Here is a 21,174-nt window from a genome sequence, read left to right as displayed (position 1 = left end):
TCACGCGAAGGAGGCCTGGTCGAAGTAAAGCTGCGAGATGGCGGTGTAGCGGACGCCGCTGAGCGCCGCGCTGGTCACCTTCAGCGAGTCGGAGAAGTAGGAAATGATGACCGGCGTCTCCTCCAGCAGGAAGGCCTGCAGCCTGCCCGCGGCGGCGCGTTGCGCCGGCAGGTCCAGCGCCGAGGTGTAGTCGGCCAGCAGCCGGTCGTAGTCCGGGTTCTTGAAATGCGCGGCGTTCCAGCTGCCGGTGCTGCGGAAGGCGGCGTTCAGCACCGCGTTCGGCGTGCCGCGATGGCCGTAATCGGTGATGCCGAGCACGGAATCCAGCCAGTCCGACTGGCCGAACACGGCCTTGCCGTAATAGGCCGCCTGGTCCTTGACGTTCAGGTCGATGGCGATGCCGATCTGGCGCGCCGCGTTCTGGATCAGCACCGCGTAATCCGGGATCTCGTCGAACTTCTGCGTGGTCAGGGTGACGGCGAAGCCGTCCGGCACGCCGGCCTCCGCCAGCAGCGCCTTCGCCTTGGCGACGTCCTGCTTGCGCTGCGGCACGGCCGGGTCGGTCGACGGGAACAGCGGCGAGAACGGGCTGTCGTTGCCGACCACGCCGTCGCCTTGCAGCAGCCCCTTCACCAGCCCCTCGCGGTTCAGGGTCAGGGCCAGCGCCTGGCGGATCCGCTTGTCCTGGAAGGGGCCCTGGTCGGTGCGCAGATGCACCTGGGTGTGCGCGCTCGATCCGACCCGGAGGATCCGGTAGGCCGGGTCGTTCAGCAGCGCCTGCCCGCCCTGGGGCGAATAGTTGATGATATCGACCTGGCCGGCCTGGATCGCCAGCACCTGCGACGGCTCGTCGGCGAAGAAGGTGAACTCGACCCGGTCGGGCAGCGCCTTCGGGCCCCAATAATCCGGGTTGCGGACGAAGCTGGCGCCGACCTTCGGCGTGTACTGCTCCAGCTTGAACGGCCCGGTGGCGTTGAAGTTCGACTCGAAGTCGCCGGCATAGTCGGCCGGCAGGATCACCGCGTTGTAGGTGTCGGACGAGATCAGGTAGGGGAAGTTCCCGTTCGGCGCGTCCAGCCGGAACTCGACGGTGTCGTCATCGACCTGCCGGGTGCCGCCCTTCGACAGGATGCCGGCCAGGATCGACAGGGCGTGGGAGCCGGTGGCCGGGTCGGTCAGCCGCTCGAAGGTGGCGACCACGTCGCGGGCGCTCAGGGTCCGTCCGTCATGGAACTTGACGCCGCGGCGAATGGTGACGGTCCAGACCTTGGCGCCGGCATCGCTCTTCCAGCTCTCGGCCAGGCCCGGGCGCAGCGTCAGGTCCGGGTCGTCGACGATCAGATACTCGCCGACCTGGGCCACGAGGCCGATGCTCGGCGGGTCGGCCAGGGTCACCGGGTTGATCGCGCCGGTCGGCGTCAGCAGCCCGACGCGGACCGTGCCGCCGGGCTTGCCCGCGGGCGTCTGGGCCCGCGCGCCCGGTGCCGCCAGCCCGGTTCCGGCCAGGCCCAGCAGGGCGGCGTAGCGCATCAGATCGCGGCGGCCGATGGCGCCGGCGGCGAATTCGTCGACCGCCGCGTTCCACAGCGGCGCGGAGGGCAGGGCGCCGGCGCGGCGGCGTAAAACATCGAGGGTCCGGCGACGCGTGATCATGATCGGTCTCGCTTGTCGAAAGGGAAGGGCAGGGACGGCGGGATCAGGCGACGGGTTCGCCGTCGCGGGTGATGCTGTCGACGGCGTCGGGGTAGAACGAGATCAGCCCGGCGATCCGGATCGCCTCCGGGATCGGCGTCAGATAGTCCCAGGCGATGTCCTGGTGCCGCTGGCCGGCGATCTCGGCCGACCAGTAGCTGGCGGTGCCCTTGTAGGGACAGCGCGTGGTCTTGTCGGACCGGTGCAGCAGGTCCAGCCGGACATCCTCCGGCGGCAGGTAATAGCGCGTCGGCAGATGCGTCTCGAACAGCAGCACGGGCCGGGCGCTGCGGGCGATCAGCTCGCCGTCCAGCCGCACCTCGACCAGGCTCGACCCCTGCAGGATGTCGATCCGGGCATAGGGATCGCGGGCGTGGACGAAGACCTCCTCATCCTCCTCGAACCAGGCGTCGACCGCGTTCCAGCGGAAGGCGACGTGGCCCTGCAGCGCGCCGAGCCCCGCCGGCTCGGGTGCTTCATAGCCCCAGGCCGCGTCGGCCGCGGTGCGGTCGCCGACGGTGAGGTTCCAATAGCGGGCGATGCCGCCCTGCTCGTGCCGTTCGTGGTGGTCCGACGGACGCAGCGCCTCGGTCCGCACCTCGGCCAGCGGGAAATAGTAGACCGGCAGGAAATGATTGCCGCGCAGCACCAGAACGCTGCGGCTGTCGGCGATGGTGGCGCCGTTGAACACGGCGCGGATCCGCTTCGGGCTGGCCAGCAGGTTGAACAGCGGCGGGGTCGATTTCTCGCGCGGCACCAGGCGGGGAAGTTGGATCGGCACGACGGACATGACGGGTCTCCCCTGGGTGATCAGGAGGCGGCGCGGCGGGCATCGCGGGCGGCGGCGAAGCGGTTGGCGGGGCGCGGCAGGCCCAGGCGGTCGCGCAGCGTGCCGGGCTCGTACTCCTGCCGGACCAGGCCTCGGCGCTGCAGCTCTGGCACGACATCCCGGGTGAAGTTGATCCAGTCGTCGGGCAGCAGCGGGAACATCAGGTTGTAGCCGTCGACGGCGCCGGAGACGAACCACGCCTCCAACTGGTCGGCGACCTCCCTGGCCGTGCCGGCCACCGTCGGCACCGACCCGCTGTTCGACAGCTTGCGGGCGATCTGGCGGATCGAGGCGTTCTGCCGAGCCAGATCCTTGACCCGGTTCAGCGCGGTGCGGCCGCCGTTGAAGGTGCTCTCGTCCGGCAGGTCCGGCAGCGGCCCGTCCGGCGGATAGGCGGACAGGTCGATGCCGGCCCAGCTCGACAGCAGGTCGATCCCGACCTTGTCGAGCATCAGCGTCTCCAGGAACTCCTGCCGCTCCTTGGCCTCGGCGGCCGACGCCGCCACCACCGGCAGGATGCCGGGCAGGATCTTGAAGCTGTCGGGCGCGCGGCCGTGCCGCGCCAGGCGGGCGTTGATGTCGGCGCGGTAGCGCAGCCCTTCCTCGTTGCTGCGGATGATGGCGAAATGGACGTCGGCATAGGCGGCGGCGAGATCCTTGCCGGCCTCCGACGATCCGGCCTGGACGATCAGCGGGTGGCCCTGCGGCGGCCGCGGCACGTTCAGCGGCCCGCGCACCCGGAAATGCGGCCCGGCATGGTCGATGCGGTGGACCCGCTGGGGGTCGGCGTAGAAGCCGGAATCCTTGTCGATCAGCACCGCCTCGTCTTCCCACGAATCCCACAGGGCCGTGGCGACGTCGAGGTACTCGGCCGCCCGGTCGTAGCGGTGGGCGTGCTCGATATTGCCGTCGCGGCCGAAGTTCAGCGCCTCCTCGTTCATCGCCGAGGTGACGACGTTCCAGGCGGCGCGGCCGCCGCTGAGATGGTCGAGCGAGGCGAAGAAGCGCGCCAGGTTGTACGGCTCGCTGTAGGAGGACGACGCGGTCGCGATCAGGCCGATATGGCGGGTCACGGCGGACAGCGCCGACAGCAGCGTCAGCGGCTCCAGCCGCGCATTGGCGTAGTGGGCGACGCCGCTCTCGACCGAATCCCAGATCGCGACATGGTCGGCGATGAACAGCGTGTCCAGCTTCGCGCGCTCCGCCGTCTCGGCCAGCTCACGGTAGTAGTCGAGGCCGAACACCTCGCGGCCCGGCGCCCGGGGATGGCGCCACGACATGCGGTGGTCGCCCTGCGGATTGAAGAAGAACGCACTCAGGATGAGGTGCCGGCGCGACATCGCGCACTCCTTGCAAATCGGGAGCGGTTGGCGGCAATCGCTGTGAGCAAACCGCCTTTCCAGTAGTTCATCGGAATAACATGTGAATCAAGAGTAAAATTTTTACTAATAAACATCTATAATGTGTAATTTTGAATTACGGCGTGCTGCCGCCTGTGGTGGTTGCCTGCGTGGTGGATTGCGACGACCATGGCGGAGCTGTGCGAGGAGCAGGATATGGGCTTGGCTTGGGTCAAGCGGTTCGGCGATCCCACCCGGCCGGTGCTGCTCGTCCCCTTGGTTATATGAACATAAGTATAATGTATTAAAATTCATATTGACTTAAGGAAATGACATTTTCTACGGTATTCACATGCCGACCTTCGTCGGCACCATTGCCGTCGGCCGGATTCGCCTGATGACCGCTTTCGCCAGCCTGCCTGCCTCGATCCCGGCCGCCTCCGGGCGCCGGTGTTGTCGCGGCCGCTGTCGCTCGGTCTGATCCGCCGACCAACCCCTTCCAGTCCGAACCGGAAGCGCCGCCTGCCCCGCGGGTCGCCGCGGCTGCGCGCCTTCCGATATCCGAGGAGCACATCCATGTCGTTTCGCCCGCTGCACGACCGTGTCCTGATCCGCCGCCTCGACCAGGACGAGAAGACCAAGGGCGGGATCATCATCCCCGACACCGCCAAGGAGAAGCCGCAGGAGGGCGAGGTGATCGCCGTCGGCCCCGGCCTGCGCGACGAGGCCGGCAAGCTGCAGCCGCTGGACGTCAAGGCCGGCGACCGCGTGCTGTTCGGCAAATGGTCGGGCACCGAGATCAAGCTGGAGGGCACCGACTACGTGGTGCTGAAGGAATCCGACGTCATCGGCGTGTTCGAGGCGGCCAAGCGCCCCTCGAAGAAGGCCGCCTGAGACCGCGAGAAGGAAGGAACACCATCATGGCAGCCAAAGACGTCAAGTTCAGCGCCGACGCCCGCGACCGCATCCTGCGCGGCGTCGACATCCTGGCCAACGCGGTCAAGGTCACGCTCGGGCCCAAGGGCCGCAACGTCGTGATCGATAAGTCGTTCGGCGCGCCGCGCATCACCAAGGACGGCGTGACCGTGGCCAAGGAGATCGAACTCTCCGACAAGTTCGAGAACCTGGGCGCCCAGCTGGTGCGCGAGGTCGCGTCCAAGACCAACGACCTGGCCGGCGACGGCACCACCACCGCCACGGTGCTGGCCCAGGCGATCGTGCGCGAGGGCGCCAAGGCGGTCGCGGCCGGGCTGAACCCGCTCGACCTCAAGCGCGGCATCGACAAGGCGGTCGAGGCCGTGGTCAAGGCGGTCGAGGCCCGCGCCAAGAAGATCTCGACCAATGACGAGATCGCCCAGGTCGGCACCATCTCGGCCAATGGCGAGGCCGAGATCGGCCGCATCATCGCCCAGGCGGTGAAGCAGGTCGGCAATGAGGGTGTGATCACGGTCGAGGAGGCGAAGAGCCTGGAGACCGAGCTGGACGTGGTCGAGGGCCTGCAGTTCGACCGCGGCTACCTGTCGCCCTACTTCATCACCAATGCCGAGAAGCTGATCGCCGAGCTCGAAAACCCCTACATCCTGATCCACGAGAAGAAGCTGACGGCCCTGCAGCCGCTGCTGCCGCTGCTGGAGGCGGTGGTGCAGAGCGGCCGGCCGCTCCTGATCATCGCCGAGGATGTCGAGGGCGAGGCACTGGCCACGCTGGTGGTCAACAAGCTGCGCGGCGGCCTGAAGATCGCGGCGGTCAAGGCCCCGGGCTTCGGCGACCGGCGCAAGGCGATCCTCGAGGACATCGCCGTCCTGACCAAGGGCCAGGTGATCTCCGAGGATGTCGGCATCAAGCTGGAGAATGTCACGCTCGACTATCTCGGCACCGCCAAGCGGATCCGGATCGCCAAGGAGGAGACCACGATCGTGGACGGGGCCGGCGGCAAACGGGAGATCGAGGGCCGCATCGCCCAGTTGCGGGCGCAGATCGGGGAGACCTCCTCGGACTATGACCGCGAGAAGCTGCAGGAGCGGCTGGCCAAGTTGACCGGCGGCGTCGCGGTGATCCGGGTGGGCGGCGCCACCGAGGTCGAGGTGAAGGAGCGCAAGGACCGGGTCGACGACGCTGTGCATGCGACCCGCGCCGCGATCGCGGAAGGCGTCGTGCCGGGCGGTGGCGTCACCCTGCTCTACGCCACCAAGGCGCTGGAGAAGCTGAAGGCCGCCAATGACGACGAGCGGGTCGGCATCGACATCGTCCGCCGCGCCCTGCAGGCGCCGGTGCGGCAGATCGTCGAGAATGCCGGCGGCGACGCGTCGATCGTGGTCGGCAAGCTGCTCGACGGCGCCGACATCAACCGCGGCTACGACGCCCAGAAGGGCGAGTTCGCCGACCTCTTGAAGGCCGGCATCATCGACCCGGCCAAGGTGGTGCGGATCGCGCTGCAGGACGCGGCCTCGGTCGCCGGCCTGCTGATCACCACCGAGGCGCTGATCGCCGAGAAGGTGGAGAAGAAGCCGGCCGCCCCGGCCGCGCCGGGCGGCGATTACGACTTCTGAGACCCGAACCGAGCATCGTGAAGAACAGCCGCGGATCTTTCCGCGGCCGTTCTGCCGTCAGGCTCCGGGGACGCCGCGGCGGCCGGCGCGGCCGGTCACTCGGCCTTGACCACGGCGGCGTAGCTGGTCTTCGGCTGCAGGACCAGGCCGTCGACGCCGGTGCGGTGGGCGGCCACCAGGGTCTGCTGGAACAGCAGGACATAGGGGCCTTCCGCCTGGACCTCGCGCTGCAGCCGGCCGTAGAGGGCGGCGCGCTTGGCCGCGTCGGGCTCGCGCAGCGCCTCGGTCACGGTCCGGTTCCAGCCGGCATCTTGCCAGCGGTTGCGCCAGGCCAGCGTCTTCGGCGCGTTGGCGTCGTCGGCATCCTTGTCGAAGGCGAAGGCGTCGGCGTTGCTGTGCGGGTCGCGATAATCCGACACCCAGGTGCCGATATAGATGTCGTGCTGACGGGCCCGGTACTTGGTGATGGTCTGCTTGCCGTCGCCGGGCAGGATCTCCAGCTTGATCCCGGCCTTGGCGAAGCTGGCCTGCAGCGCCTGGGCGATGTCGGCGAAGGGGGCGACGTTGCGCACGTCGATGGTGACAGAAAAGCCATTGGGCAGCCCGGCGCGGGCCAGCAGGGCGCGGGCCCGGTCGACGTCCAGCCGGTACGGTGCGTCGTCGACGGCGCCGAGATAGCCGGTCGGCAGGAAGCTCTGATGCGTCGTGAACGTGCCGCTCAGCAGGCTGTCCTCGATGCCCTTGTAGTCGACCAGCCATTTCAGCGCCTCGCGCACCTCGGGCTTGGCCAGGTTCGGGTTGGACTGGTTCAGGCCGAGATACAGCAGCGGGTCGCCGGCCTCGCTCTGCACCGCCACGCCGGAGGCATCCTTCAAGGCCAGGATCTGGTCGCGGGTCAGGTCGCGGGCATAGTCGACATCGCCCTTCTCCAGCAGCAGCCGCTGGCTGGCCGGCTCGGGCACATGCAGGATCACCAGATGCGGCGTCTTCGGCCCCGTGGCCTGCCCCCCACTGCCTTGCCCCCCACTGCCCTGCCAATGCGGGTTGCCGTCCAGCACCACCCGCTCGTTCGGCACCCAGCGCTGCACCGCATAGGGGCCGCTGCCGGCGCTGTGGGCCTTCAGCCAGCCATTGCCGAGGTCGCCCTGCGCCTCGTTCGACTGTACCAGCCTGGCATCGACCACCGAGGCCACGCCGGCGGTCAGGGTGTTGAGGAAGAAGGTCGGCGCCACCGGCTGGTCGATCCGGATCTCCAGCGTGCGGTCGTCGACCGCCCGGATCCGGTCCGCGGCGTTGTCGGGAGTGAATCCGAACTGGGTCAGGATGAAGGCCGGCGACTTGTTCAGCCGCACCGCGCGCTGCAGCGACCAGGCGGCGTCCTGCGCCGTCACCGGGTTGCCGCTGGCGAAGGCCTGGCCGGGCTTCAGCGTGAAGCGGAAGGTCAGCCCGTCATCGGCGACCGACCAGGATTCGGCCAGGTCGCCGACGATGGTCGGGTCGGTGGCGCTGCGATAGCCGACCAGCTGGTCGTACAGGTTGCCCGTCACCTCGCCGACGCCCGGCTCGAACGCCTCGGCCGGGTCCAGCGAGATGAACTGGTCGATCTGCTTGGCCACCACGATGGTGTCGCGCGGCGTGCCGGCGATGGCGCCGCCGAGAACGGGCAGAAGCAAGAGGGCGCCGAGCAGCGGCGCCGTAAGGCGTCTCATGGGACTCTCCTGGAGCGGATTAGATTGGACGGTGTAATTTTGTGTAATTTATATTCTATTGACAGTAGAGTGTGTATTTATTGAGATAACAACACGAATCTTCGTGTCCATGACGGCCCGTCACGGACCTGCCCGCACGTCATCCCGGGGATGATCGGCATGAGTTATCTGTTGAGCCTGCTCGACAAGAGCCCGGTCGCCGAGGGCGAGGGCGCCACCGAGGCGCTGGCGCGCACCGTCGCTTTGGCGCGGCGGGCGGAGCACTGGGGCTTTCACCGCTTCTGGGTGGCCGAGCACCACGACACGCCGAAGCTGGCCAGCCCCTCGCCCGAGGTGCTGATCGCCTATCTGCTGGCCCACACCACGCGCATCCGCGTCGGGTCCGGCGGCGTCATGCTGCAGCACTACAGCCCGTACAAGGTGGCCGAGAACTTCAACCTGCTGGCGGCGCTGGCGCCGGGGCGGGTCGATCTCGGCATCGGCAAGGCGCCGGGCGGGCTGCCGCTGTCGACCCGGGCGCTGCAGAGCGCGATCGACCCGGCGCGCAGGCCCTCCTTTGCCGAGCAGCTGGCGCAGCTGGACGCTTTCCTCGACGACACCATCGCCGACGCCGACCCGTTGGCCGGCGTCGTCGCCACGCCCCGGCCGGCGGTCAAGGCCGAGCGCTTCCTGCTGGGCGCCAGCGTCGAGAGCGCGCAGCTGGCGGCGGCCGAGGGCTGGGCCTTCGTCCATGCCGGCCACCTGAACGGCGACCCGGCGCTGCTGGAGCGCGTCTTCGCCGCCTATCGCGCCGTCGGCGGCGGCAAGGCGCCGCTGCTCGCCGTCGCCGTGATCGCGGCCGAGACCGAGGCGCGGGCCGAGCGGCTGGCCGCGGGCCTGCGCATGTTCAAGGTGCATGTCGACACCGGCCAGAGCGTCACCGTCGGCAGCGTCGCCCAGGCCGAGGAATTCGTCCGCCAGGCCGGCGCCCGCGAGTACCGGATCGAGGAGAAGGCGCCGAGCGTGATCCACGGCACGGCGGAGCGCGTACGGGCCGAGCTGGAGCGGCTGCACCGGCAGCACGGCGTGCGCGAATTCGTCATCGACACCCCGATCGCCGACGGCGCCGAGCGCCAGACCTCGATCGAATTGCTGGCCAAGGCGCATTTCACCGCAGTCGCGGCCTGAGCCCCGCATCCAAGGACATCATCCGATGAGCAAGCGTCAGATCACCTTCGGCGTCATGCTGCAGGGCCCCGGCGGCCACATGAATGCCTGGAAGCACCCCAGCGTGCCGCCCGACGCCAGCGTCAATTTCGGCTTCTATCTCGACAACGCCCGCAAGGCCGAGGCCGCGGGCATCGCCTTCGCCTTCATCGCCGACGGCCTCTACGTCAACGAGAAGTCGATCCCGCATTTCCTGAACCGGTTCGAGCCGATCTCGATCCTGTCGGCGCTGGCCGCGGTGACCTCGAAGATCGGCCTGGTCGGCACGCTGTCGACCTCCTACAGCGACCCGTTCACCGTCGCCCGGCAATTCGCCACCATCGACGCCATCAGCGGCGGCCGGGCCGGCTGGAACGCCGTGACCTCGCCGCTCGAAGGCTCCGGCCGCAACTACAGCCGCGAGCATCCGGAGCACGGGCTGCGCTACGAGATCGCCCAGGAGTATCTCGAGGTCGTGAAGGGCCTGTGGGACAGCTGGGACGACGACGCCTTCATCCGCGACCGCGCCACCGGCCGCTTCGCCGACTTCGGCAAGATGCGCCGGCTGGATCACAAGGGACGGTTCTTCTCGGTCGAAGGGCCGCTGAACATCGGCCGCTCGGCCCAGGGCCAGCCGGTGCTGTTCCAGGCCGGCGCCTCGGATGACGGCATCCGGCTGGCCGGCAGCCATGCCGACGCCGTCTTCACCAATGGCGGGCCGATCGAGGACGCCAAGGTCTTTTACAAGCAGGTCAAGGACAGCGCGGTGGCCCATGGCCGCCGGCCCGACGACGTCAAGATCTTCCCCGGCATCGGGCCGATCGTCGGCGCCACGGCGGCCGAGGCGGAGGAGAAGTACCGCGCCATCCGCGATTTGCTGTCGATCGACGAGGCGCTGTTGTATCTCGGCCGCTTCTTCGACCATCACGATTTCAGCCAGTATCCGCTGGACGGGCCGTTCCCGGATCTCGGCGACATCGGCAAGAACAGCTTCCGCGCCACCACCGACAGCATCAAGCGCACCGCCAGGGAGCGCAACCTGACCCTGCGCGAGGTGGCGCTCGAGACGGCGACGCGGCGGACCCTGATCGGCACGCCGGAAACGGTGGCCGACGAACTGGTCCGCTGGGTGGAGGAGGGGGCGTCCGACGGCTTCATCCTCGGCTTCCCGGTGCTGGGCCAGGGGTTGGACGACTTCATCCGCCACATCCTGCCGGTGCTGCAGGAGCGCGGCCATTTCGACCCGGTGCTGCGCGGCACGACTTTGCGCGACCATCTCGGCCTGCCCTATCGCGAGAGCCGCCATGCCGGAGAGCCGGCGCGGGAGCCCGCCCGGGCCGTCCGCTGATGGCGGATGACGGCATCGCCGCGGGCGTCGAGGCCCATCGCGAGGCGATGGTGGCGCTGCGCCGCGATCTGCACCGCCACCCGGAGCTGGCCTATCGCGAACGGCGCACCGGCGACCTGGTGGCGGAGGCGCTGACGGCCTGGGGCTACGAGGTCCATCGCGGCCTCGGCGGCACCGGCGTGGTCGGCACGCTGGCGCTGGGCGAAGGCTCGCGCCGCGTCGGCATCCGTGCCGACATGGACGCGCTGCCGATCGTCGAGGCCACCAACCTGCCCTATGCCAGCGGCACGGCCGGGGTGATGCATGCCTGCGGCCATGACGGGCACACCGCCAGCCTGCTGACCGCCGCCCGCGTCCTGGCCGAGCGGTGCGGTTTCTCCGGCACGCTGCATCTGATCTTCCAGCCGGCGGAAGAGGGCGGCGCCGGCGCCCGCCGGATGATCCGCGACGGGCTGTTCGACCGCTTCCCCTGCGACGCCGTCTACGGGCTGCACAATTGGCCCGGCGTGCCGAGCGGGCAGTTCGGCTTCATCGCCGGCCCGGCCATGGCCGCGGCTGACCGGGTGACGATCCGCGTGGTCGGCAAGGGCGGCCACGGCGCCGTGCCGCAGCAGACCGTCGACCCGGTGGTGGCCTCGGCCTCGCTGGTGATGGCGCTGCAGAGCGTGGTGTCGCGCAATGTCAGCCCGCTCGACGCCGCGGTGGTGACTGTCGGCACCATCCATGGCGGCCAGGCGGCCAACGTGATCCCGGATGCGGTCGAGCTGCGGCTGACCGTCCGCACCTTCAATCCGGAGGTGCGGGAGCGGATCGAGGCGCGCATCACCGCTTTGGCGAAGGCCCAGGCCGAGAGCTACGGCGCCACGGCCGAGATCGAATACCTACACGGCTATCCGGTGCTGGTGAACCACGCGGCGGAGACCGACTTTGCGCGCCAGGTGGCGGCGGAGCAGTTCGGCGCCGACCGGATCGAGGCCGGGTTCCCGCCGATCACCGCCAGCGAGGATTTCGCCTACATGCTGGAGGAGCGGCCGGGCAGCTATCTCTTTCTCGGCAACGGCGACAGCGCCGCTTTGCACAGCCCGAACTACAACTTCAACGACGAGATCCTGTCCGTCGCCGCCCGCTACTGGGTGGCGCTGGCGGAGCGGTATCTGGCGGCGTAGGGGCAGGCCATTCGGGTGGCTTCTCCCACGAGCGAGACCCTTTCAGAATTCCCCACCCGTCATCCCCGCGGAAGCGGGGATCTCGTAACACCTTGACCGGAAAGAGATTCCCGCTTTCGCGGGAATGACGACAAAGGGATGGGTCGCTGTCCTGAAAGAGCCTCACGAGCGAGAGAGGCCACGCGATCACGCCGTCTTCCGCACCGCCGGGGCCACAACGCCGAGGTCCTTCTCGAAAGGCAGCTTGCCATGGAGCTCCGGGTCGATCGCGGTGTCGAACAAGGCGGTGTAGCCGGAGCGGAGATAGAGGGTCGCGGCCTCCGGCTGGCGGAAGCCGGTGGTCAGGTAGATCCGGCTGTAGCCCTGCCGCACCGCCTGGGCCTCCAGCTCCACCAGCACCCGGCGCGCCAGGCCCTGGCGGCGCAGGTCGACATGGGTCCAGACCCGCTTCATCTCCGCAGTGTGCTCGTCATAGCGCTTGAAGGCGGCGCCGGCGATGGCGGCACCGTCGCGCAGCAGCAGCAGGAAGGCGCCGTCCGGTGGCGCGAACAGCTCGGCCGGATAGCGATTCATTTCCTTGACCCCATCCCCCGCGCCCCAATAGTCGCCATAGCGCGTCTCGTACTCATGGGTCAGGGCCTGGATCAGCGGCTGCGCCAGCGGGTCCAGCGGCGTGGTGTAGAGGAATCGGTCAGTCATCGCGGTGTTGCCTGTTCGGGGCGGGGAAGGGCGGCCGCGACCCCGATGGGCGCGGCCGCAGGTTCTGGTTCAGATCTTGGGCAGGCCGGGCGGGTTGGTACGCGACTGCTCGATCGCCTCGGCGGTCAGGTTCCAGCGCTCCAGCGCCGCGCGGTACGTGCCGTTGGCGATCAGCGCGTTGATCGCCAGGGTCAGGGCGTCGGCCAGTCCGGCGCCCTTGCGCGTCGTGATCGCGATGTCCGCCGTCAGCGGCCAGCCGCCGTTGATCACGCCGACCGGGCGGGTCTTGCCGCTGACGGCCGCGGCATAGGCCAGGCGGGAGTTCGGGTTGATCTCCACATCCGCACGGCCGGAGATGAGCGCCAGTTGGGACGCGCCGTTGTCGTCGAAATACAGGAACTCGGCCGGCTTCAGCTCGGCGGCCACGTTCTGGCGGTCCCACTCGACCACGATCTTTTCCTGGTTGGTGCCGGCGCCGACGATGACCTTGAGCCCGGCGATGTCCTTCGGCTCCTTGATCGACTGGATCGGGCTGTTCAGCGCGACATAGGCGCCGAGCACGTCCTGGCGGTAGGTCGAAAAGTCGAACCGCTCCTTGCGCGCCTCGGTCACCGTCACATTGCTGATCACGGCGTCGAACCGGCCCGAGACCAGGCCCAGCGGCCAGTCGGCCCAGGCCACCGGCACGAACTCGACCTTCCGCCCCAGCGCCTCCGCCACCAGCGAGGCCAGGTCGGCATCGGTGCCGACCACGGTCTTGGCGTCGACGGCATAGGTGTTCAGCGGCGGGTCGCCGACGCTGACGCCGACGGTGAACACACCGTCCTTGACGAATTTGAAGCCGGGCGAGACGGCGGCGACCGCGGCATCGACCTTCTGCGTATGCACCCGGCCGGCCTGGTCCGGGGTGAGGTCGAAGGCCTTGGTCTGCGCGTCGGCGCCCGTTGCGGTGAGGAGGGCGGCGGTGAGAAGGGCGGCGATGCCGATGGCCGCGGCGGCCGTGGTCCGGCGGATGGACATGGGTGGGCTCCTGATCTCTGGTCTGGTGGAACCGGCTGTGGGATGGCCGGCGGGAAGCGACGGCGTGGGGAACCCGGCGGCGGGGCCGGGAAGGGGCTAGAGCACCTTGGCCAGGAACTCGGCGGTCCTGGGGTGGTTCGGCGCGGTGAAGACCTGGGACGGCGGGCCCTGCTCCAGGATTCGGCCGCCATCCATGAACACGACGCTGTCGGCGACCTCGCGGGCGAAGCCGATCTCATGGGTGACGATCACCAGCGTGGTGCCGGAGCGGGCCAGGGCGCGGATCACGTCCAGCACCTCGCCCACCAGCTCGGGGTCGAGGGCCGAGGTCGGCTCGTCGAACAGCAGCACTTTGGGCTTCAGCGCCAAAGCGCGGGCGATGGCGACGCGCTGCTGCTGGCCGCCGGAGAGCTGTCGCGGATAGGCCTGCGCCTTGTCGCTGAGCCCGACCCGGGCCAGCAGCGCCAGGGCCTCCTCCGTCGCCTCGGCCTTCGACCGGCGGCGCAGCGCGACCGGTGCCTCGATCACGTTCTCCAGCACCGTCAGATGCGGGAACAGGTTGAAGGTCTGGAACACCATGCCGACATCGACGCGGCGCTTCAGGATCTCGGCTTCCTTCAGCTCGTACAGGATGTCGCCGCGCTCGCGGTAGCCCAGCAGCGCGCCGTCGACGGTGATGAAGCCGGCATCGACCTTCTCCAGATGGTTGATGCTGCGCAGCAGCGTCGACTTGCCGGAGCCGGAGGGGCCGAGGATCACGGTGACGTCGCCGGACGGGATGGTCAGGCTGACCTCGTCCAGAACCTTCAGCGACCCGAAGCTCTTCGACACGCCCTGGACCCGGACCTCGCCTTTGGCGCTGGACAGCGGTTGCCAGGCCCCCCGCAGCGCCGTGGCGACCGGCGGGGCGATCTGCGCTGTCGGCGGTTCGGCCGCGACCGGCTCGAGCCGGCGGCCGGCCCGCCAGTCCTTCAGCCGCTGGAGCGGCGTCGGCGGCAGGGTGCGCAGCGCGCCGCGGGCGAAGTGCCGCTCGATGTAGAACTGGATGACCGACAGCACGATCATGATGATCAGGTACCAGACGGTCGCGACCATCAGCAGCGGGATCACCGCCAGGTTGCGGCGGTAGATCACCTGCACCGTGTAGAACAGCTCCGGCAGCGCCAGCACGTAGACCATCGACGTGCCCTTGGCCAGGCCGATCAGCTCGTTGAAGGCGGTCGGCAGGATCGCCCGCATCGCCTGCGGCAGGACGATGCGGAAGGCCTGGCGGCGGCGCGGCAGGCCCAGCGCCGCCGCGGCCTCCAGCTGGCCCTGGTCGACCGACAGGATGCCGCCGCGGATGATCTCGGCCGAGAAGGCGGCTTGGTTCAGGCTCAAGCCCAGGATCGCCGCGGCATAGGGGCCCAGCAGCGAGACCGTCGGGTATTCGAAGACGATGTCGGTGAAGGGGATGCCCAGCCGGATCGACTCGTACAGGTAGCCCAGGTTGAACAGGATCAGCAGCAGCACGATCAGCGGGATCGACCGCAGCAGCCAGATGTAGCCCCAGGCCAGGCCGGACAGCAGCGGCGACTTCGACACCCGCGCCAGGGCCAGCCCGGTGCCCAAGAGGAAGCCGAGGGCGGAGCCGGCCGCCGTCAGCAGGATGGTGCGGCCCAGCCCGTCCATCACCGGCTCGGCGAAGAACCACTCGGCGAAGACGCCCCATTCCCAGCGCTCGTTGGTCAGGATCGAGTGCAGCACCGCGACGATGACGGCCGCGGCCGCAAGGGTGCCGGCGGTGCGGCCGGGGTGGCGGGCGCCGACGACCCGGTGGCGGGAATAGTCGCGCGCCTCCGGCTGGTCGCGGCGGCGGACGGAATCGGGCGCGGCGTCCGCCAGGCGGGGCAGGAGGCGCGGGCGGTCCTGCAGGTCGATGTCTTGGCTGGTCATCGCAATCCGCTGTCGCTGCGTGGGCGCCGCCGGACCGCCTATCGGTCCGCCTATCGGTCCGCCGATCTTAATAACTGTAAAAAACTGCATAATTTGTAGTTTCAACATCACTATTGCGCATATATGATTTCATACTGTCAACTGAGTCTGTATATGGGCCGGCGCTATCGGCCTAGCGATGAGGAATCGGACCATGGCATCGATCGACCATGCGGGGTTCCTGACCCCCGGCAGCTTCCCGGAGGCCGATCCGCTGGACGGGCTGGAGAAGGCGCTCCGGCTGTTCGCCTTCGGCGAGCGGCTGGGCTTCGACAGCGCCTGGATCCGCCAACGGCATCTCGAGCCCGGCGTGTCCTCGGCCGCCGTGTTCCTGGCCGCGGCCAGCCAGCGCACCCGCCGCATCCAGCTCGGCAGCGCGGTGATCCAGATCGGCTATGAAAGTCCGTACCGGTTGGCCGAAGACCTCGCCACCGTCGACGTGCTGTCGGGCGGCCGGCTGAATGTCGGGCTCAGCGCCGGGGTGCCGCCGCATGCCGACCTGCTGGGCCCGCGGATCTTCGACGGCGACTGGACCGGCTACGACCTGTCCTACGGAAGGGTGGAGCGCCTGGCCGACAACCTCCGCGGCAGCTATCTCGGCGATCCGGACCGGGTCGTGGTCAACGCCGCCGGCCGCCATCGGCCCCGTCTGCAGCCCGTCGCCGAGGGGCTGGTCGACCGGCTCTGGTACGGCGGCGGATCGCTGCGCTCCGCCGGCTGGGCCGGGCGCACCGGTCTCAACCTGCTGATCGGCAACGTCACCTCGGGCGAGGACACCGACGATTTCTTCACCGCGCAGCGGCGGCAGCTCGACGCCTATCGCGAGGCTTATAGCGGGTCGCGCCCGGCCCGCGTCGCCCTGGGCCGGGTGATCGTGCCCTTCGACGGCGCCGATGCCTGGACCCGGGCCCGCTACACCGAATACGCCGCCAGCCGGCGCGAGCGCACGCTGGCGCCCCAGGGCGAGCGGCGGACCCTGTTCGCGCCGGATCTCGTCGGGACGTCGGACCAGATCCTCGAAGCCCTGGCCCGGGATCCCGTCCTGGCGGAGGTGTCGGAGCTGAGGCTGGAGCTGCCCTACGAGTTCCGGCCGTTCGAGTACGAGCAGATCCTGGGCGACGCGGTGCGCCACATCCTGCCGCAGCTCGGCTGGAGGGCGGCGGCACCGGAGCGCCACCCGGCCCCGCAGCCCGTGCCCGAGAGCTGGGGAGCGCAGGGGAAGTAGCGCGCGCTCTCCATCATCTCACCAGCCGGCGTCGAGGCCGAGCAGCCGCAGCGCCTCGTGCCGCAGCGCCGCCAGATGCGGGTCGCCGCGGTGCCGGGGATAGGGGCGGTCGTTGACGATCTCGGCCAGGATCCGTGCGGGGCGGTCGCTCAGCACGATCACCCGGCTGGCCAGGATCAGCGCCTCCTCGACGTCATGGGTGACCAAGAGGGCGCTGAAGCCGCGGCGACGCCAGAGATCGACTAGTTCGCCCTGCATGGTCAGGCGGGTCAGGGAATCGAGCTTGCCCAGCGGCTCGTCCAGGATCAGCAGGCTGGGGTCGTTGACCAAAGCGCGGGCCAGGGCCACCCGCTGGGCCATGCCGCCGGACAGCTGGCGCGGCCAGGCGCGGTCGAACCCCGCCAGCCCGACCAGCCGCAGCGCCTCGTCCACTCGGCCACGCCGGCTGCGCAGCAGGCCCTGGGCCTGCGGGCCGAGCGCGACATTGTCCCAGACCGTGCGCCAGGGAAACAGTGTCGGGTCCTGGAACACCACGACGCGCGACGGCGAGGTCGAGCGGATCTCGGCGCCATCAGCGAAGATCGCGCCGGAGGTCGGCGGCTCCAGCCCTGCCACCAGCCGCAGCAAAGTGGACTTGCCGCAGCCCGAGGGGCCGAGCAGGGCGACGAGCTCGCCCGGCTCGATGGTCAGGCTGATCCGGTCCAGCACCGGCAGGGCCGCGCCCTCCAGCTCGAACTGGTGGCTGACGTCGTGGATCTCGATCCGGGCGCCCTCCGTCCCGGTTGCGGCCTCGCGGATCGCCGCGGCTACCATCGCACCACCCCCTTCTGCCAGGCCAAGAGCCGGTCGCGCAGCCGGAACAGCAGCGTGATCAAGCCGGAGAACACCAGCGCCATCACGATCAGCGCCGCATACATGTTGGAGTAGGAGGCCCAGCCCTGCGCCCATTGCAGGTACCAGCCCAGGCCCGACTTCACCCCCATCATCTCGGCCGCGACCAGCACCGAGAAGGACGCGCCGAGGCCCATGAACAGGCCGACGAAGACATGCGGCAGGGCGGCGGGGATGGCGACGCGCAGCACCAGGAAGCGCCCGCCCGCGCCGAGGGTGCGGGCGACGTCGTAATAGGCCCGGTCGACGCTGGCGACGCCGGACCAGGTCAGCACGGTGACCGGGAACCAGGTGGCCAGCGCGATCAGGAACACCGCCGCCGCCCAGCTGGACGGGAAGAAGAAGAAGGCCAGCGGCAGCAGCGCCGTCGACGGGATCGGGCCCAGCAGCCGCAGCACCGGATGCACCCAGTAGCCCAACGCCCGCGACCAGCCGACCGCGACGCCGGTCAGGAAGCCGGAGACGGCGCCGAGGACATAGCCGTTGGCGAGCAGCCAGAGCGAGTTGACCAGGCTGTCGCCGAGCCGTGGCCAGTCATCGGCATAGACCTCGATCAGCGCCTGCGGCGGGGCGAAGAACGGGATGGGCAGGAGGGCCAGCTTGGCCGTCACCACCTCCCACACCGCGAACAGCACCGGCAGCGCCACCAGCCAGGGTCCGGCGGGCCTGATCCAGGCGAAGACCGGCCCCAGCCGCCGGCCCAGCATCGCCGTGGCGGCCAGCAGGGCGGCGAGGACGGCGACGCCGATCGCGAACTCGGCGGTGTAGGTCCAGTCGGCGAAGCCGACCTTGCGGTTCGGCCATTGCCAGGTCAGCGCCGCCAACGCCAGCCAGGCGGCGGCGGCGACGAACCCGACGGTCCAGAGGCGGTCCGGCTGGGCCGGCCGCGCGGCGGCGGCCGGCGGCGCGCCGGCCAGGGTTTGATCAAGCGAGGACATCGGGGGCGACCCCCTTGGCGAATTCGGTGGCGTCGGTCATGACAGCACGTCCTCGGTGACGGTTTCGGCGAACAGCGCGGGGTCGGTGCTGGAGCGCAGCACCTTCACCAGCTTGAGGTCCTCGGCATAGGCCTTGATCTCGTTGCGCAGCTCCAGCCCGGCCGGGTGATGGCCATGGGTCAGGGTGCGCAGCACCGCGGTCAGGTCGGCCGCGCTGGCGGTCGACATCGAGGTGCAGATCTCGGCCGTCGCCTCCGGGTGCTGCACCACCCAGTCCGACGCCTCCAGGATGGCGCGGCTCAGCGCCGCCGCGGTCGGCCTGTCGTCCTGGATCAGGCTGCCGCGGATGCCCAGCACGCAGCACACCTTCTCGCGGTACTCGCCGGACAGGTTGGTGGCGATCTCGACCAGGTCGGGCTGGGTCTTCTGCAGCAGGAAGAGGTTCGGGTCGCCGTCGGCGATCGCCTGGATCTCGCCCTTCTGCACCGCCAGCCCCAGCAGGTTGGCCGGGTATTGCCGCCAGGTGATCTCCTGCTCCGGGTCGATGCCGTGCTTGGTCAGATAGATGGCGAAGAAGTTCTTGCCCGGGCTGGCCAGGTCGCTGACCCCGACGGTCTTGCCGCGCAGGCTCTCCAGCGTCGTCACCCCGGCGGCCTGGGAGCCGACCAGGCGCGAGCAGCCGCCATGTGAGCTGGCGGTCAGCTTGACGTCGAAGCCCTGCTCCAGCGCCTTCAGCCAGCGATGCACCATGCCGATGCCGGCATCGGCCTTGCCGGTGGCGATCGCCTCCAGCAGCTGGTCGGTCGAGCCGGCGAAGTTGATCAGCTCGACGTCCAGATTGTGCTTCTGGAAGATGCCCTGGGTCACCGCGACCGGGATCGGCGACAGGCAGATCGCGGTGGCGTTCCAGGCCAGCTTGACCGGCACCGGCTGGGCCGGGGCGCCCTGCGCCCACACCTTGGTGCCGAGCGCCGCCACCGGCGCCGCGGCCGCGGCGAGGCCGCCGGCGCGCAACAGGTCGCGGCGGGACAGGTCTATTCGTGCCATGGGATGTCCTCCTCGTCGCGACGTCATTCCGCCGCCACGGCGGTCGGGGCCTGGGTCAGCCGGATCTCGCCGGCGATCGCCTGCGGCTGGCGCAGCAGGTTCAGGATCGGGCAGTTCCGCTCCACCGCCTGCTGCAGCGCCTCGATCTCGGAAGGCGCGGCAGGGGAGGCGATCGACACCGCATAGCGAATGCCGTGCGGATAGATCGGCACCGCCTCGAAGCCGGGGGAGCCGGCGCGCGGGTCGATCGTGCCGGTCACCTCGAGCTCCAGCGAGTCGAGCGGCACGCCCAGCGCCGCCGCCTGGATCAGGAAGGTGTGGGTCAGGCAACTGCCGAGCACGCCGAGCTGCAGCTCCGGCGAGCTCGGCCCCAGGTCGTAGCCGGCGAAATCCGCCTCGCTGTCGCTGATCACCTGGAAGTCGCGGATGCGGATGCGGCGGACGCCGCTGCGCCCCTCGGCCCGCACCCGCGCCGTCAGCGTCCTGGGGCCGGACTCGCCGGCGGCGACATGGGCCTTGCGGGCGGTGATCGCCTCGCGCTTCTGGCCGAGATACTCGTTGAGCGTGGTCATCCTCTGGTCCTTACGGCAAGGGGCCCTCTCGGCGGCGTCAGGGCGGGGCGTCAGCGTCTCGGGAGAGCGTCTTCCGAGATATGTGCTGATCAAATGTGTAAAATTAACTTTCAACTCAGTATGAATTGGTAATTATGATTCAGACAACATGAATCTTTCGAGTTTATGGCTCGCGGGGGCGCTTGCCGATCCTATTGATCATATAAAATTTGTAATTTTTTACAAAAAAGACGCAGTGTACGGTGAATTATGCCGAACAAGCGGGACGGTCGGAGAGCCCGGCTGTACGGGATTTCTGCGTGCTGAAAGTACGTTGGAAAATCGAAAATCACGGCGATCACGCATATGCGGAAGGGGTAATCTTGTCGATCAACACTCATCTGGGCCGCGCGCTGGCCCTGGCGGTCGCGCCCTGGCCGCAAGCCCTTCCCTTGCGGCTGACGAGGCGCCGGTCACCGGCGGCACGCTGATCTATCTGGAGCAGCAGGCCCACACCAACCTGTACCCCCCGGCCGGCGGCTTCTATCCGAATGGCGGGATCCTGAACCAGATCACCGACAAGCTGACCTGGCAGGACCCCAAGACCCTCGAGATCAAGCCCTGGATCGCCGAGTCCTGGACCGTCAACGCTGCCGCCACGGAATACACCTTCAAGATCCGCAAGGGCGTCACCTTCTCCGACGGCACGCCGCTCGACGCCGCGGCGGTGGCGAAGAACTACGACACCTATGGCAAGGGCAACCCGGCGTTGAAGCTGCCGGTGTCCGAGGTCATCAACAACTACGACCGCAGCGAGGTGGTCGACCCGCAGACCGTGCGCTTCTTCTTCAGGAAGCCGTCGCCCGGCTTCCTGCAGGGCACCTCGGTGATCGGGTCCGGCCTGGTCTCGCTGGCGACCCTGGCGCGGCCGTTCGACGAGCTTGGCGACGCCACCAAGATCATCGGCTCCGGTCCCTTCACGGTCGAGAGCGAGACGCTGGGCAAGGAGCT

General features: G+C 69.1%; 18 protein-coding genes and 1 pseudogene. 7 read left to right on the top strand and 12 right to left on the bottom strand.

Translation table 11 applies throughout. The features are described from left to right. From FFK22_RS26820 to FFK22_RS26810, 3 genes are read right to left on the bottom strand one after another with little or no spacing between them, the layout of a single operon-like run. Nucleotides 1-1,653 carry an ABC transporter substrate-binding protein gene (locus tag FFK22_RS26820; RefSeq protein ID WP_186002669.1) on the bottom strand — a complete coding sequence of 551 codons (1,653 nt, stop codon included), beginning with the start codon at nt 1,651-1,653 and terminating at the stop codon, nt 1-3. A 43-nt stretch (nt 1,654-1,696) separates the two neighbouring features. Then, on the bottom strand, nt 1,697-2,482 hold the full coding sequence (locus FFK22_RS26815) for a DUF427 domain-containing protein (RefSeq protein WP_138890798.1): 786 nt from the start codon (nt 2,480-2,482) through the stop codon (nt 1,697-1,699). 20 nt (nt 2,483-2,502) lie between these two features. After that, nucleotides 2,503-3,861, bottom strand: a complete 1,359-nt coding sequence (locus tag FFK22_RS26810) for an LLM class flavin-dependent oxidoreductase (protein WP_138890797.1) — start codon at nt 3,859-3,861, stop codon at nt 2,503-2,505. 576 nt (nt 3,862-4,437) lie between these two features. Between FFK22_RS26810 and groES the strand changes: the two genes are divergently transcribed. Together groES and groL are read left to right on the top strand one after the other, a co-directional pair. Then, entirely contained in the window at nt 4,438-4,755 is a 318-nt protein-coding gene (gene groES, locus FFK22_RS26805) for a co-chaperone GroES (RefSeq protein ID WP_138890796.1), read from the top strand. A 26-nt stretch (nt 4,756-4,781) separates the two neighbouring features. Then, entirely contained in the window at nt 4,782-6,410 is a 1,629-nt protein-coding gene (groL, locus tag FFK22_RS26800) for a chaperonin GroEL (RefSeq protein WP_138890795.1), read from the top strand. Nucleotides 6,411-6,505: 95 nt separating this feature from the next. On the opposite strand, the gene FFK22_RS26795 is transcribed toward groL, so the two are convergent. Next, nucleotides 6,506-8,119 carry an ABC transporter substrate-binding protein gene (locus FFK22_RS26795; protein ID WP_138890794.1) on the bottom strand — a complete coding sequence of 538 codons (1,614 nt, stop codon included), beginning with the start codon at nt 8,117-8,119 and terminating at the stop codon, nt 6,506-6,508. A 159-nt stretch (nt 8,120-8,278) separates the two neighbouring features. On the opposite strand from FFK22_RS26795, the gene FFK22_RS26790 reads away from it, so the two are divergent. The 3 genes from FFK22_RS26790 to FFK22_RS26780 are packed head-to-tail and all read left to right on the top strand — an operon-like array spanning nt 8,279 to nt 11,818. Next, nucleotides 8,279-9,286 carry an LLM class flavin-dependent oxidoreductase gene (locus FFK22_RS26790; protein ID WP_138890793.1) on the top strand — a complete coding sequence of 336 codons (1,008 nt, stop codon included), beginning with the start codon at nt 8,279-8,281 and terminating at the stop codon, nt 9,284-9,286. A gap of 25 nt (nt 9,287-9,311) precedes the next feature. Further along, nucleotides 9,312-10,652: an LLM class flavin-dependent oxidoreductase gene (locus tag FFK22_RS26785; protein WP_138890792.1), complete on the top strand. Its 1,341-nt coding sequence runs from the start codon at nt 9,312-9,314 to the stop codon at nt 10,650-10,652. Continuing rightward, nucleotides 10,652-11,818 (top strand): M20 aminoacylase family protein, encoded by a 1,167-nt coding sequence (locus FFK22_RS26780; RefSeq protein ID WP_138890791.1) that lies wholly within the window; start codon nt 10,652-10,654, stop codon nt 11,816-11,818. Before FFK22_RS26785 ends, FFK22_RS26780 begins: the two co-directional genes overlap by 1 nt. Before the next feature lie 186 nt (nt 11,819-12,004). On the opposite strand, the gene FFK22_RS26775 is transcribed toward FFK22_RS26780, so the two are convergent. The 4 genes and pseudogenes from FFK22_RS26775 to FFK22_RS43985 all read right to left on the bottom strand — a co-directional run. Continuing rightward, nucleotides 12,005-12,517: a GNAT family N-acetyltransferase gene (locus tag FFK22_RS26775; RefSeq protein ID WP_138890790.1), complete on the bottom strand. Its 513-nt coding sequence runs from the start codon at nt 12,515-12,517 to the stop codon at nt 12,005-12,007. A 69-nt stretch (nt 12,518-12,586) separates the two neighbouring features. Continuing rightward, nucleotides 12,587-13,537, bottom strand: a complete 951-nt coding sequence (locus tag FFK22_RS26770) for an ABC transporter substrate-binding protein (protein ID WP_138890789.1) — start codon at nt 13,535-13,537, stop codon at nt 12,587-12,589. A 96-nt stretch (nt 13,538-13,633) separates the two neighbouring features. Next, entirely contained in the window at nt 13,634-14,404 is a 771-nt protein-coding gene (locus FFK22_RS44545) for an amino acid ABC transporter ATP-binding protein (protein ID WP_306770177.1), read from the bottom strand. A gap of 165 nt (nt 14,405-14,569) precedes the next feature. Beyond that, nucleotides 14,570-15,208, bottom strand: a pseudogene (locus tag FFK22_RS43985) (amino acid ABC transporter permease); the annotation flags it as partial. Between the two features lie 457 nt (nt 15,209-15,665). On the opposite strand from FFK22_RS43985, the gene FFK22_RS26760 reads away from it, so the two are divergent. Continuing rightward, nucleotides 15,666-16,736, top strand: coding sequence for an LLM class flavin-dependent oxidoreductase (locus tag FFK22_RS26760; RefSeq protein ID WP_221938875.1), 1,071 nt, complete (start codon nt 15,666-15,668; stop codon nt 16,734-16,736). A gap of 18 nt (nt 16,737-16,754) precedes the next feature. On the opposite strand, the gene FFK22_RS26755 is transcribed toward FFK22_RS26760, so the two are convergent. The 4 genes from FFK22_RS26755 to FFK22_RS26740 are packed head-to-tail and all read right to left on the bottom strand — an operon-like array spanning nt 16,755 to nt 20,184. Next, entirely contained in the window at nt 16,755-17,549 is a 795-nt protein-coding gene (locus FFK22_RS26755) for an ABC transporter ATP-binding protein (RefSeq protein WP_138890786.1), read from the bottom strand. After that, entirely contained in the window at nt 17,543-18,565 is a 1,023-nt protein-coding gene (locus FFK22_RS26750; protein ID WP_138890785.1) for an ABC transporter permease, read from the bottom strand. Before FFK22_RS26750 ends, FFK22_RS26755 begins: the two co-directional genes overlap by 7 nt. Before the next feature lie 36 nt (nt 18,566-18,601). Further along, complete coding sequence (locus FFK22_RS26745) at nt 18,602-19,612, bottom strand: ABC transporter substrate-binding protein (RefSeq protein ID WP_221938874.1); 1,011 nt, start codon at nt 19,610-19,612, stop codon at nt 18,602-18,604. Nucleotides 19,613-19,635: 23 nt separating this feature from the next. Then, nucleotides 19,636-20,184, bottom strand: coding sequence for an OsmC family protein (locus FFK22_RS26740; protein WP_143956876.1), 549 nt, complete (start codon nt 20,182-20,184; stop codon nt 19,636-19,638). Nucleotides 20,185-20,497: 313 nt separating this feature from the next. Between FFK22_RS26740 and FFK22_RS26735 the strand changes: the two genes are divergently transcribed. Then, nucleotides 20,498-21,174 (top strand): ABC transporter substrate-binding protein (locus FFK22_RS26735; RefSeq protein WP_306770173.1); only part of this gene is annotated, 677 nt, incomplete at its 3' end.

This window comes from Mycobacterium sp. KBS0706, assembly GCF_005938675.2.
GTDB lineage: Bacteria > Pseudomonadota > Alphaproteobacteria > DSM-16000 > Inquilinaceae > Inquilinus.
This window is presented reverse-complemented; position numbering and strand designations above follow the sequence as displayed.

Bases quoted from the DNA above. Each gene is read 5' to 3' on its own strand.
- FFK22_RS26755 (WP_138890786.1), bottom strand. From the start codon at position 17,549: ATGGTAGCCGCGGCGATCCGCGAGGCCGCAACCGGGACGGAGGGCGCC.
- groL (WP_138890795.1), top strand. From the start codon at position 4,782: ATGGCAGCCAAAGACGTCAAGTTCAGCGCCGACGCCCGCGACCGCATC.
- FFK22_RS26745 (WP_221938874.1), bottom strand. From the start codon at position 19,612: ATGGCACGAATAGACCTGTCCCGCCGCGACCTGTTGCGCGCCGGCGGC.
- FFK22_RS26775 (WP_138890790.1), bottom strand. From the start codon at position 12,517: ATGACTGACCGATTCCTCTACACCACGCCGCTGGACCCGCTGGCGCAG.
- FFK22_RS26820 (WP_186002669.1), bottom strand. From the start codon at position 1,653: ATGATCACGCGTCGCCGGACCCTCGATGTTTTACGCCGCCGCGCCGGC.
- FFK22_RS26740 (WP_143956876.1), bottom strand. From the start codon at position 20,184: ATGACCACGCTCAACGAGTATCTCGGCCAGAAGCGCGAGGCGATCACC.
- FFK22_RS26790 (WP_138890793.1), top strand. From the start codon at position 8,279: ATGAGTTATCTGTTGAGCCTGCTCGACAAGAGCCCGGTCGCCGAGGGC.
- FFK22_RS26815 (WP_138890798.1), bottom strand. From the start codon at position 2,482: ATGTCCGTCGTGCCGATCCAACTTCCCCGCCTGGTGCCGCGCGAGAAA.
- FFK22_RS26780 (WP_138890791.1), top strand. From the start codon at position 10,652: ATGGCGGATGACGGCATCGCCGCGGGCGTCGAGGCCCATCGCGAGGCG.
- FFK22_RS26785 (WP_138890792.1), top strand. From the start codon at position 9,312: ATGAGCAAGCGTCAGATCACCTTCGGCGTCATGCTGCAGGGCCCCGGC.
- groES (WP_138890796.1), top strand. From the start codon at position 4,438: ATGTCGTTTCGCCCGCTGCACGACCGTGTCCTGATCCGCCGCCTCGAC.
- FFK22_RS26750 (WP_138890785.1), bottom strand. From the start codon at position 18,565: ATGTCCTCGCTTGATCAAACCCTGGCCGGCGCGCCGCCGGCCGCCGCC.
- FFK22_RS26810 (WP_138890797.1), bottom strand. From the start codon at position 3,861: ATGTCGCGCCGGCACCTCATCCTGAGTGCGTTCTTCTTCAATCCGCAG.
- FFK22_RS26760 (WP_221938875.1), top strand. From the start codon at position 15,666: ATGGCATCGATCGACCATGCGGGGTTCCTGACCCCCGGCAGCTTCCCG.
- FFK22_RS26770 (WP_138890789.1), bottom strand. From the start codon at position 13,537: ATGTCCATCCGCCGGACCACGGCCGCCGCGGCCATCGGCATCGCCGCC.
- FFK22_RS26795 (WP_138890794.1), bottom strand. From the start codon at position 8,119: ATGAGACGCCTTACGGCGCCGCTGCTCGGCGCCCTCTTGCTTCTGCCC.